7 protein-coding genes and 1 pseudogene are annotated in these 12844 nt (G+C 59.4%); 6 read left to right on the top strand and 2 right to left on the bottom strand.

All coding sequences use genetic code 11. The annotated features are described in order from the left end of the window. The 4 genes from virB10 to MOV75_RS00530 form a co-directional block, all read left to right on the top strand. Nucleotides 1-969 (top strand): type IV secretion system protein VirB10 (gene virB10 / locus MOV75_RS00545; RefSeq protein WP_247004481.1); only part of this gene is annotated, 969 nt, incomplete at its 5' end. Continuing rightward, entirely contained in the window at nucleotides 966-1997 is a 1032-nt protein-coding gene (gene virB11 / locus MOV75_RS00540; protein ID WP_247004479.1) for a P-type DNA transfer ATPase VirB11, read from the top strand. The genes virB10 and virB11, both read left to right, overlap by 4 nt. After that, entirely contained in the window at nucleotides 1963-3909 is a 1947-nt protein-coding gene (locus MOV75_RS00535) for a type IV secretory system conjugative DNA transfer family protein (protein WP_247004476.1), read from the top strand. Before virB11 ends, MOV75_RS00535 begins: the two co-directional genes overlap by 35 nt. Beyond that, nucleotides 3893-5059, top strand: a complete 1167-nt coding sequence (locus tag MOV75_RS00530) for an LPD7 domain-containing protein (RefSeq protein WP_247004474.1) — start codon at nucleotides 3893-3895, stop codon at nucleotides 5057-5059. Before MOV75_RS00535 ends, MOV75_RS00530 begins: the two co-directional genes overlap by 17 nt. Nucleotides 5060-5775: 716 nt before the next feature. Here MOV75_RS00530 and MOV75_RS00525 read toward each other — a convergent pair. Continuing rightward, nucleotides 5776-6798, bottom strand: a pseudogene (locus MOV75_RS00525) (glycosyltransferase family 4 protein). 104 nt (nucleotides 6799-6902) lie between these two features. Continuing rightward, a complete protein-coding gene (locus MOV75_RS00520) occupies nucleotides 6903-7391 on the bottom strand; it encodes a hypothetical protein (RefSeq protein WP_247004473.1) in 489 nt (162 codons plus the stop codon). Nucleotides 7392-8169: 778 nt separating this feature from the next. Between MOV75_RS00520 and MOV75_RS00515 the strand changes: the two genes are divergently transcribed. Both MOV75_RS00515 and MOV75_RS00510 read left to right on the top strand, forming a co-directional pair. Further along, nucleotides 8170-9873, top strand: a complete 1704-nt coding sequence (locus MOV75_RS00515) for an ATP-binding protein (protein WP_247004471.1) — start codon at nucleotides 8170-8172, stop codon at nucleotides 9871-9873. Nucleotides 9874-10762: 889 nt separating this feature from the next. Continuing rightward, nucleotides 10763-12253 carry a citrate lyase subunit alpha gene (locus MOV75_RS00510; RefSeq protein ID WP_247004469.1) on the top strand — a complete coding sequence of 497 codons (1491 nt, stop codon included), beginning with the start codon at nucleotides 10763-10765 and terminating at the stop codon, nucleotides 12251-12253. Nucleotides 12254-12844: the final 591 nt, after the last annotated feature.

Genomic DNA, 12844 nt, shown 5'->3' with positions numbered 1-12844 from the left:
CGTACCGGCCTGCACCACGCCTTCCATCAGTTCGGTGATCTGATAGGCGGTCATGGAGTCCAGCACCTGCTCGCGGCGGTCGATCAGCTGCGGCTCAGGCTGGCTCTTCCACCCGCCCCGGCGCCCGCATCCGACCAGCTTCTGGAGAGCGCCCGGCGCGCACCCGTGCTGGCCTATAACAGGCCGAATTCCGCTGGACGCCCGGCCCACGACAGCGTGACCGGAAGTGTCGTCACTGATCCCTATGGGTTCGGGCGGGGCGAGCCGCGCAATGACCTCGCCGACAAGCTGAAGCCGACCCCGATAGAGGGCGTGCGCGCAGCGCGGCTTCCCAACCGCAACCTGCTCATTACCCAGGGCACCTCGATCCCGTGCGTGCTGGAGACGGCGATGTCCTCGGACGTGGCCGGTTTCGTTTCCTGCGTCGTCGTGCGGGACGTGATGTCGGATTCCGGCAACGTGGTGCTGATGGAAAAGGGCACACAAGTGGTCGGCGAATATCGCGGCAATGTGCGGCGCGGATCAAAACGCCTGTTCGTACTGTGGACTCGCGCCAAAACGCCGACCGGCGTCATTGCAGCGCTGGCCTCGCCGGCGACCGATGCGCTGGGCCGCGCCGGTTTTGACGGCGACATCGACACCCACTTCTTTGAACGGTTCGGCTCGGCGCTCCTGTTGTCGGTCGTCAATGATGCCTCATCGATCGGCCGTCAGCAGTTGCAGGACAGCTCCATCCAGATCAACAACACCACCGGCGCCACCAACAGCGCCGCAGCAATCGCCGTCGAGCAGTCGATCAACATTCCGCCGACGCTGAACAAGAACCAGGGCGAACTGGTCAACATCTTTGTCGCTCGCGATGTTGATTTCTCCTCGGTCTATCGATTGCGGCGGGTCGAGACCCGCACGCAAATCTTGGACCGCACCATCCCCGGGGGCCTCGCGGCTCCCGCCATGGTGACAAAATGAGCGCCGTACACTCCATCGAACGCGATGGCAGCCGCCTCGTGCTGGCGCGCTATCTCGAGCCGTTGGCGCCGTATCTCGCAGACAAATCCCTGACCGAAATCGTCGTCAACCGCCCCGGCGAGATTTTCGTGGAAGGCCCCGGCGGCTGGACCCGGCACGAAGCGCCAGCTCTGACGCATGCCTATCTTTCACACCTGGCGACCGCGGCCGCCGGCCACACCCGTCAGGACATCGGTCCAGAACATCCGGTGGTGTCGACCACCCTGATCGGCGACGAGCGCTGCCAGATCGTGGTGCCGCCGGCGGTGCCAACAGGAACAGTCAGCCTCACCATCCGCAAGCCGTCGGCTTTGACAATGACACTGGACGCCTTTGAGCAGGCAAAACTGTTCGATGAAGTCCGCGCCGCCAACGACGAACTCACTACCGACGAGCATCGGCTTCTGGCCCTGAAAGAGGCCGGCGCCTGGCGCGACTTCCTCCAGTTGGCCGTCGAAACTCGCCGCAACATCATCATTTCGGGGGCGACTGGTTCGGGAAAGACGACGCTATCCAAGGCATTGATCGCGGCGATCCCGGCACAAGAGCGGCTCATCACCATCGAGGACACCGCGGAGCTTGTCATTCCTCATCAGAATTGCGTGCGGCTGCTCTACGCCAAGGACGGGCAGGGCCTCTCCAAAATTGGACCTCGCGAACTCCTCGAGTCCTGCCTGCGGATGCGGCCGGATCGCATCCTGCTGCAGGAGCTGCGCGACGGGACGGCGTTCTTCTATCTGAGAAATGTGAACTCCGGCCATCCAGGATCGATCACAACGGTTCATGCCGACAGCGCCCGGCTCGCCTTCGAGCAGCTGACGTTGTTGGTCAAGGAAAGCGCGGAAGGCCGCGAGCTCCATCGCGACGACATCCGCTCGCTGCTGCTGCTCCTCGTCGACGTCGTCATCCAGATGCAGAAGCGAGACGGCCGCTACCGCATTTCGGAGATCTACTATGACCCCGTTCGCAAACGCGACCACCTCCGTTAGGACGGCGCAAGCGATCGCGGTCGCGCTCGCGGCTTCCGCGCTGTTCCTATTCATCGCCTCCAATGTTTTGCTACTGGGGCTCAGGCTTCACGATGGCGGCCTGCACTGGTCGGAGATCGCCACCGGCTGGCCCCGCTACGGCGCTGACCCACGTTTCGACCGCTGGCTGACCCTCTCGACTCTCGCCGGCACGGTTGTGGTCTTTGGCCTGCTCGGCGCTATCTTCCGGCACCGTCCTCTCCCGCTTCACGGCAGCGCGCGTTTCGCGTCCGAGCGCGAGATCAAGGCCGCTGGCCTGCGATCCAAGGAAGGCGTGCTGCTTGGCCGCAAGGACGGTGCACTGCTCTGCTTCGGCGGATCGGAGCACGTCCTGGTCTACGCTCCGACTAGGGCCGGCAAGGGGGTCGGCTACGTCATTCCGAACCTGCTCAATTGGCCGGATTCAGTCGTCGTGCTGGACGTGAAGAAGGAGAACTGGGACCGCTCGGCCGGATTTCGGGCAGCCCATGGGCAGGAGGTCTATCTGTTCGACCCGCTCGACGAGAATGGTCGCACCGCGCGCTACAATCCCCTGGGCTATGTGCGCAGCGATCCCGCCGACCTTTATGACGATTTGCAGCGCATCGCGGTCATGCTGTTTCCGGCCGAAAGTCGCGGTGATCCCTTCTGGTTCGAGGCCGCACGTTCGGCCTTTGTCGCGATCGGCGGCTATGTCGCGGAAACGCCTGGCTTGCCGTTGACGATCGGTGAGATCCTGCACCAGCTGTCTGCGGCGCCCGACCTCAAGGCACATTTCGAGAAACTCATCGCCGCCCGAAAGTCCGGCCCTTCGCCCCTGTCGCGACACTGCATCACGGCGTTGAACGACTTCCTCGCAGCTTCCGAAAACACCATGAACTCGGTGCGAAAGACCGTGACCGCGAGGCTCGGCCTTTGGCTCAATCCCCGCATCGATGCTGCCACATCCGCCAACGATTTTGATCTGCGGCAGCTCCGGCAACGGCCAATGTCGATCTATCTCGGTGTAACCCCTGACAATCTCGATCGCATGGCGCCGCTTCTGAATCTGTTTTTTCAGCAAGTGGTTGATCTCAATACCCGCGAATTGCCGGAACAAAATCCCAAACTCAATCGCAAGGTGCTGCTGTTGCTCGATGAATTTCCGGCCCTCGGCAATGTCAATGTGCTGGCGAGATCGGTCGCGTTCATCGCGGGCTACGGCATCCGCCTGCTCACGGTTGTTCAGAGTCCGGCTCAACTCCGCGCCATCTACGGGATTGACGCGGCCCGCAATTTCATGACCAACCATGCCGTCGAGGTGGTGTTCGCGCCCAAAGAACAAGACGTCGCAAATGAACTCTCCGAGCGCATCGGCTACGATACGGTCAAAGCGCGGAGCCGCAGCGGACCGAAAGGGCTGGCAATGCGCTCGACCAGCGAGACGGTCTCTGAACATCGGCGCGCCCTGATGCTGCCGCAGGAGCTGAAGCTTCTTCCAAGATCCAAGGCCTTCATCCTGGGCACCGGCCTTCCCCCGGTCGTCGCCGACAAGATCGTCTATTACGAAGACAAGGCATTCCTGTCACGTCTACTGCCGGCTCCTGGCCCAAAGCTGCCGATAGGCCGCTCGACCGCAGTGCTTGACGCCGAGATCAAGGAGCTTCGCTCCGAGGTCGCTGAGCTTCGCGCGGTCTTTCGGTCCCGCCCGATGACCGACGAGGAGGTGGCCGATCCCTCCACAATTCCGGCCGACGCCTCTTTCGATTTTGGGGACGTGGACGTCGACCTCGAAGGACTCTCTGAGGACGACCTGAAAGCCTGGACCCTGAACTACATCGACGCTCAGGTCATTCCGCCGACCCGGCGGACTGGCCGCAGGCAGATGGGTGAGCGGCATGAACGACACGCGTGACGACAGCGAGGATTTCATTCTGGAGCGGCAACGTCGCTCGGGGCGCGCTTCCGCCCGAGACAAGGGGGACGGCGAGTCCATAGCGACAGCCCCCAACAAGCCTTCATCCGCGGAGGTCACCGATAGTGCGTTTCCAGACCGCATCCGTCGGAAATATTACGTGGTTGCCAGTGAATTTCAAAAGGATGGATCCGACCGCGAAGCGCGGCTTTATGCCGATGAGCGGAAAGAGTACCTCGCGTTCAAGGCCACTGACGATCGCCTGGTCACCCGCTTAGCTGCCACCGAGGTGATCCGGGACATGGTCAGCGTGGCACAACATCGCCAGTGGGAGGCACTTCACGTCCGTGGTTCTGTCGAGTTCCGACGCGAGGCCTGGCTCGAGGCTAGCGCGCGCGGGGTGGATGTGAAAGGCTATCAGCCAAGCGAGCTTGATCGCCAGGCGCTCGCTGACCGACGAGTCGCATGGGATCGAGCCCAGGCCCGGACCAACGATGCAGAGGCTCGCTCGGCCTCCGACAAGCCACAGCAGGCGGATAGGCTCGATTACGACAAGGGCGTTTCCGGACGTCTGATGGAGGTCGGTTATGGCCCCTACCGCAACCGCGCCGACGCCGAGCCGTCTACCTATGTAGCCATCGAACTGGAGGATGGCCGGCGACATCAAGTGTGGGGCGTCGGCCTTGAAACGGACGTTGCAAATAGCGGTGGCAGGCCTGGCGACCGCATCTCTTTGCGCAGGGATGGCGTCGAACCCGTCATCAGGGCAATCAAATCCATAGACGCCGCCACAGGAAAAGCTAGCATTGAACGCCGACAGATGTGGCGCAACAGGTGGAGTGTGACGGTGGAGGAACGCCGTGCAGAGCGACCGGCGGCCGCGCAAGATTCCGACCTGCTCGCGGCCCAATCCCAGATCGCCGTCATCAACAAGCTTGTCGAACGCGCTCTGCCGAACGATAAGAATGCTCGCCAGAACATTATGGCTTTCGCCAAGGAGCGCATCGCCCAGCATTTGGAGAACGGGCATTCGTTTTCGCGGGCAACAGTCATGGAACCGGTTCGAGATCGTCATTCATCGGAAGGAGATAAGGAGATCCGAATAGCTCAGACTGGTGAACGCGCAAGAATGCGTGAGCGTGAGCGCTGAATGCACGAGGTCAATCAATGGGCCAAACTGGGCTTTTGGGAAAGTACCCCCCCGTTCGAAGACAATCCAACCGTCGCGGCAATGCAGAACAGCGGATTCGGAATCCTGAGGCCGCGAATTGCTCGTGGCGTGACACGTAGATGTCGGGTGCCGCCGACCACGCTGCGTGCTCAACCTGGCCAATTCGCGCAGCCTTTTGCCCAGGACTGTTCCTCCTGCGAGAGCTGCTTCTCGTTTGGAAATGACTGCCAACCTATTGAGATTGCTGGAGGTGATTTCCGGTGTTTTTTCCAAACGCGAATTGAAATCATTGAATAATCAAGCGGATTTTGATTCCGCCATTCGGAGGTTCGATCCCTCCCGCCCCGGTCGCTGCCGATGGCCGGGCGTGGCCAGGCGCCGCGCCGTTTCGCTCCAATTGCGCGTAGGAACGTTCATCGGCTCGATAAGCGCCGTCAGCCGTCACATCCACGAATGTCCGCGCGGTCTTTGCGGGGGTACTCGCAGCGTGAGCGGCAACGAGGTCTGCGACGGTATCGAGCGGAGGAGCGGTGTCCACGGGCTTTAGCCTCCCCCGAAGATCGCCGGGGCTGACCAGAAGTGCCTTCGGGTCCGATGTGCATCCCGGGAGGAGACAGCTCCTAACAAAAAGGATGTTCAGGCCGAAAGTGGGCCTCTTAGCGCGATAGTGCGCCCACCATCAACGATGCTGCAATTTACCGCGCCAGGAGGCCGCGATAGTGGCGCAGGTAATCCCGTGCCATTCGCTCCGCCGTGAAGCGCTCTTCGAAACGCGCGCGGACGCGCCTACGATCGATTTGCTCAAGCTGCGCCACAGCTTCAGCTGCTTCGTTCTCGTTCTTGACGATGAAGCCGGTCACGCCTTCCTCTATGACCTCGGGCACCGAGCCGGACCCGTAGGCTATGACCGGCGTTCCGCAGGCCATCGCCTCGATCATCACCAGTCCAAACGGTTCAGGCCACCTGATCGGGAAGAGCAAAGCAGCGGCCCCTGCAAGGAACGGCTGTTTCGAGTCGTCATCTACCTCACCGACGAGCTGGATTTGCTTGCCGTCGATTTGGGCCTCAATCTTCTCTCTGAAATACCCACTTTCAGCGCGAGGGACTTTGGCAGAGATCCGAAGCGGCATTCTTGCTGCGAGCGCAATGCGCATTGCGTCTTCGGGTCCTTTGTCGGCGGTCAAGCGTCCAAGAAAGGCCAGGTATGATCCGGGAGCAAATGAGGCGTGGAACTGATCGATGGGCAGACCGTGATACACCGTCCCCAGACCAATTTGCGCTTGCGAGCGGGAGGCGCTGACTATCTGAGATAGATACGAAACAAGCCTCTGGAAACTTGGTGATCACGGCCGGCAATCCGGGGAGATCCAGCCGACAGTGCATTGTCGTGATGAATGGCTTACCCGCTCGACAGTGCATGGGCAGATGTAGCCAGTCGATGTGCGCGTGAATAACGTCGAATTGGTTCGCGCAATTGGATACTGCTTCCAGCTGGGCAGCCAAAGCCGCATTCGGGTCTGAGCGTGGTCGCCCAAGGCGAAGGGCTCTGGGCCAGACGGGAAAAAGTCTAGCCTGGGTTCTGGAATCGCCGCTTGCGAATAACGTGACCTCATTGCCCAAGCTCGACGAACGACGAGCCAAGCAACAACTCGTTCTGTACCGCCATAGAGCTTTGGCGGGACGCTTTCGGCCAAGGGAGCAATCTGGGCAATCTTCATCGAATTACTCCAAATGGACCCTGTGTGCCTCGGTCTGCATTTGAACCAGGCGGGTTCGAGGAAAGCTACCCGGAGAAAGCCGCCTCCATGAGGCAAGTGCCCCATCACTCCATTCGAAACCAACGATAACCGTAGCCATCAAGTTCAATCGCAGCATCCACGTGGGCCTTTGATGAGTAAACGCGATTACCGAAGACATCGATCAGCTTAGGTCCCTCCAGAAGATCCGTGACATGCACATTGCACTTTGCTTGCGACAAGTTGTGCAATACGAGCACCGATCGGCCGTCCCACACGAATTGTTGGACTAGAACAGTGGGATGATCGCTTTGCGGCAAACTCAAATCGCCCCACCCGATTTCCGGGCAAGACTGGCGGATTTCGACCAGGCGCCGCAGCCAATTGAAGAGCGAGTCCGGATCTCGCTGCTGAGCGACGGCATTGACTCTGGCCGGTGCGTACTCCTCGTCATGGACTATATGGTGAAGCAGTCGAGCCGTGAGTCGAGAAGAAAATCCACCACTTTCATCATCGGTCCATTGCATGCACGTTCGCACCGGCCATCGCTCAGGAAGAGCAAGATCGTCACCCATTCCAAGCTCGTCTCCGTATAGATGACCGGTGTGCCAGGAACGCTGAAGAGCAGGCTGAATGCCAGTTCGATACGCCGGCGATCATTTCCAAGGATGCATGCGGGCCGGCGGCGAATTCCGCGTCCGTAAAGTTGCATGTGTCGAGCTGGAGCGAAGGCAGCATAGACTTCTTCACGCTCTTCAACCGTCAAACGTCCAAGGTCGAGTTCATCGTGATTGCGTAAGAACTGGGCCCACTGGGCGAACGATGGTAGCGGAGGGAGAGCGAGCCGATAGTGCTGCAAGGGGACACTCAGCCTGACGATTTCGCGTTGGCTCCGCGGAGGCGAGTTCCCACTGCCTTGGTCTGCGGATTTTTCAAATCCGGCTCGATGATCTTCAATGCTCGTGCGACCGCGACGCTGGGGCGAACGTCAGCCGGAAGGCTGGAACAAAAAGGCGAATTGCCGATATCGGTGTAGCATGCTCTAATGGCGTACGCCGCTAGAGCCGGGGGCGCTTGCGATGAAGCCTGGCCAAATCAGAAGTTTTCGGAGTTCAGCTGCGCAATCCTTGCTTGTTCGCATTGCGCTGGCAGTGGTGGCCTTGGGCCTGCGCTTCATTCCTGAACAGCCAAGCAGTTATCTGCGTCCTCTCTCCCTTGATCCGAATTCTCTTGTGGGAGCCGGAGGTTCGGTCATGCAGGTTCAGGAGAACGATAAACGGGGCGCCGGTGGTAGGCCGGATCTTATGGCCGCCGCGATGGCGCTACCAAGCGCAGGCAGGCAGAGAGCGTGCTATGGCAAAGGGGGCGAAGATGCTGCGGCAGCCTGTTGCTGAGACGATCGGTCGCCTATTGCGACAGCCTCAGTCGCGAACAAGTCAAGCGCTTGCTGAGCGAGAGAGCCACAAATTGTTTGGTGGTTGCGATCGAGACGGCCCCAGTCTGCTTGCGCAACTTCGCGCCCTAGTGACCGGTCGGCTCAAAGAGACGCTAGAAGATCTTCGGCAGAGAGCGGCCAACTTCGAGAAGGCAGAACGCGTAGCCCACGTCGGCTACTGGGAGCGCGACCTTAGAACGGGTCGGGTCACCCTTTCGGATGAAACGTATCGTATATTCGGCCTCATGCCGCGAGCAGACATCATCACGCCCGACGAGTTGATCGAGCGACTGCACCCGGAAGACCGCGCAATCTGGCGCTCGGCCGTCAGAGAGGCGCTGCGCGGTGGCTCCCGCTATAACCTGGACTATCGCGTAATTCGTCCAGATGGAGAGATACGTTTCGTCCACAGTCAGGGCGATTTGACACGCGATGCCTCGGGTCGGCCTGTCAGCATGTTCGGGGCCGTCCAGGACGTTACCGATCGAAGACGGGCCGAGCAACTGACCCAACTAATCTTTGAGCGTTCGCCCGACGGAATCTGTGTCATCGGGCAAGATTATCGGTACCAGCGTGTTAATCCAGTCTACGAGCGGATGTTGGGATTGACCGCCAAGGATCTCGTGCGAATGCACGTGGCTGATGTGGTTGGGAGAGAATTTTTCGAGAAAACACTCAAGCCCAGATACGATCGATGCTTCGAGGGAGAAGAAGTGGGGTTAACAGAGTGGTTTACGTACCCTCAGGGCCAACGGTATCTCTCGGTGAGCTATTCGCCTTTGAGGCCCAAGTCGGACCAAGTCGAAGCCATTCTTATCACTATCCGCGACCTCACAGATCATGCATTGGCATCCGAGGCTTTGCGCTCAGCGCAGGCGGAACTCGCTCACTCCAATCGCGTCGCAACCATGGGGCAGCTGACGGCTTCGATCGCCCACGAAGTTAACCAGCCCATTGCTGCGGTAGTAATGAATGCCCAGGCGGGTTTGCGCTGGCTCAATGCAGATCCGCCGCGCATTCAGAAGGCCCGTCAGTCGCTAGATCTGATCGTAGACGATGGAGAGCGCGCCGCAGAAGTCGTTAGCAGGATACGTTCTCTTGTGAAGAATGCACCGCCTCGGAAAGATAGCATCGACGTCAACAATACCGTCCTTGATGTGATTGCTTTGACCCGGAGCGAAATGTTAAAACGCAATCTATCGCTTCAGACTGACCTTATGCCAGAGTTGCCGCTCGTCGAAGGCGATCGCGTCCAACTGCAACAGGTGGTTCTCAATCTTATAATGAACGCCGTGGACGCGATGGGTTGTCTAGCTGAGGGCAAGAGAGAACTAGCGATTAGCACTTCAAATGATGCGTGCGAGTGCGTGACCGTGTGCGTGCGAGATACCGGACCGGGCCTGGAACCGACAATCATGGACCACGTGTTCGATGCTTTTTACACCACCAAGCCAGAGGGAATGGGAATGGGCTTGGCTATTTGCCGTTCAATCATCGAGGCACATGGAGGTCGGCTGTGGGTGACTGCGAATGAGCCGCGTGGCGCCGTGTTCCAATTCAGCCTCCCTACGAGACAGGACGATGATTTCGACGCGGCCGTCAGCCAAAGGTCGATCCACTAATTCTCAGTCCTCGCGGGTCTGGTGGCAATCGGCGTCTCGGTGACCATAATCGTCGGATTCTGTGGGTCGAGCGTAAGGCGATCCACCATTTGGTGGATGCCAGCAAGGGGTCAATGCACCTCGGGCGTCGGTTGGAATTTGTTTGGTCTGAATATTGCTTGACTAGGCCCGATAGCTGTCCCAGCGTCTCCTGCGCGCGGACACATCAGATGTCCGAACGGAGTGGAATCGAGGAGGTCGACCATGCTGGTGCTCATGGGCCGCTAGGACTCAGCACGAAAGCTGGAGATTTCCTGTAGCGGCGTCGGAGGCTTTCAACGATGTGATCGGGTCGGTAACAGGCTATAGCCGTGTCTTCGATGTGGCCCTCGGTATCCACGTCCCCTGACTTTCCTTGCTACTGGGCGCCCCCATCAGCGACCTATCTCTGACACGTGGGCAAATAGTTTTATGCTTGAGGTGCTATTGGGTTTTCCTATGGCTCCGTATGAGGCCCCGATAGGCAGGGCCAGTAGCACCCATCTTGACATCGCCGTTGCGGAAAGCACTAGAAGTGGCCTGCTCTCGAAGGCAGGAGGAAGAATTCGTGTGCGATTTGTCCGGCAATTCTGCTGACGAGTTCGTGGACCGCCCTGCGACGGCGCGCATTGCGTTCGGCCACTATTCAGAGCGCGAAGATCTGCTTGTGCATCCGCAAATGCTTATATCCACGTGGAAGTTGATGGCGAACTCGTTGATCTGCTCGCGCCTGGAAATCGCGAGCGCGGCGAAGGCAAGTAGTTTGGCGCTGTTCCCGAACTTGTCAGTCATGGCCCTGCGCTGCGCGAGGAGCTCGCGGTCAGGATCACGGTCGCTGAATAGTTGATCCAGAAATTCCTTGGAGGGCCCAATGAACTTTGATTACGGCGAGGCCAGCGCCGCCTTGGCCAGCACTCTCGGCGGAGCTGGTTGCAACGGCTCTGTCACGCGCGACGTGGGTGGCGGCCGGAAGATCATTGGCTCTCTCGAAGCGGCGATACGGGCCTCCAACCTCCGCGATGGCAGCACGATTTCATTCCATCACCATTATCGGAATGGCGACCACGTCATGAACCGAGTCCTTGCCGAAATCGATCGGTTGGGTCTCCGCGACATACGCGTGGCGGCAAGCTCGATCTTTCCAAACAATACGATGATGACGGATCTGATGGAGCGAGGAGTTATCAGAGGGATCGTAACAGACTACATAGCTGGTCCGGTAGCGGAAGCTGTAATGCGGGGGAAGTTGACTTCCCCACTCATTCTTCAGTCGCATGGTGGTAGGGCGCGGGCGATTCTGTCCGGCCAGCTGCAAATTGACGCGGCGTTTATCGGCGCCTCTCTTGCCACGACCGAGGGTGCTGCGACAGGGCGATTCGGTCCTTGCCCTTGTGGCCCTCTCGGCTACGCGATGGTCGATGCGCAAGCCGCGCGTAAAGTCGTTGTCGTAGCGGCAGCAACCTGCGAGCCATGTCCGATGCCTTTCGAAATAGCGGCCCACCAGGTTGATCACGTTGTTGAGGTGCCACTCGTTGGCGACGTGGCAGGCATAGCTTCGGGGTCAACGCGCCCCGCTGCAACGCCGGAAAGTGTCAAGGTTTCCTCAAACGTTGCAGCCATTGTAGCGGCTTCAGGTTTGTTGACCGACGGTTTCAGCTTCCAAACCGGAGCTGGCGGATTCTCACTTGCAGCTGCCAGCGCCGTGGCTACGGAGCTGCTGGCTCGCAAGTCCCGCGGAGCCTTCATATCGGGTGGAATTACGGGCGAGCATGTGCGCCTGCTGCGTGCCGGAGCGGTCGATTACATCTATGATGTGCAAAGCTTCGATGCTGCTGCAATTGCCTCGTCGAACTCCGATTGGAATCACGTCCCAATGAGCGCCGACAATTATGCAAACCCCAATAATCCCAACGCTTTGGTAAACCGTCTGTCGGTTATGCTAATGGGTGCGATCGAGATCGACCGCGATTTTGATGTCAACGTGGCTCTGGCAGGAGACGGGCGCGTTCTAGGTGGGCCAGGCGGCCATCCGGATACTGCCGAAGGCTGCCAATTGGCGATTGTGACGACGGCCCTGACCGGGGGCGGTTTTGCCAAGGTGGTAGATAAGGTCGGCTGCAGCGTCACGCGAGGTCGGCATATTGACGCGATTGCGACGGACGTTGGGGTTTGCATTAATCCGCGTCGATGTGATCTGATTGCCGCATTGCAGACGGCAAAAGTACCGATACTCGATTTTGAAGAGCTGCAGGCAAAGGCGTCAGTCAAGGCGAGCCAATCGCGGCAAGCGACTGCGGGGCGGCAGCTCCGAGTGATCGTGGAAGACCGTCACGGCGGCCCCTGCGACGTGATCCTCGGCTGAAGACGGGGGCGGCTCGTTCCACGCCGCTCACGTCGTTCGAAACCAGGCCAGACGAATTAAAATTGTAGACGACGCTTGAACATGCAAGGGGAGGCGAGGGAGCGTCCCCTTCCATCTATTTCAGCGCTCCACGAATCAGGGGCCGCGACGCTATGATCGGTTCGACCATTTCCATGTTATCACCATACGCGGTCTCGTGCATGGCTTGGAAACCTGGAAAGCGTAGTGCCTTCGAGACTTTCGCTGACGTAAAGTACGCACCAGCAACAAATCGTCCGACAACATCCATCCTGTCTGCGGGAAACGAGTTCACCATCGCGGAGCGGTCTTCGGGCGGTGTCGCAGGAAAAGGACGAGACGATCTCGTAGAACTTCTCGGTGCATTTGGCAGAAGCACGAACGTTCTTTCGCCTGGACGCTCAGGACGTTGCGCCGGATTGCGCCAACCAAGTAACAAGCTCGGAAATGTACTTGGAGCGATCAACAAGGCACGGACACATATACGTAGCTCTCGGCGCGCCCAGGCATCCATCAGCGAGATGACACGAAACTGAGTCGTTGGCTGAAGGCGCCTGGCACTTAGAGCAACGC

Source organism: Bradyrhizobium sp. PRIMUS42 (genome assembly GCF_023006515.1).
GTDB lineage: Bacteria > Pseudomonadota > Alphaproteobacteria > Rhizobiales > Xanthobacteraceae > Bradyrhizobium.
Note: the sequence above shows the minus strand (reverse complement) of the source record. Positions and strands in the feature narration are given on the sequence as shown.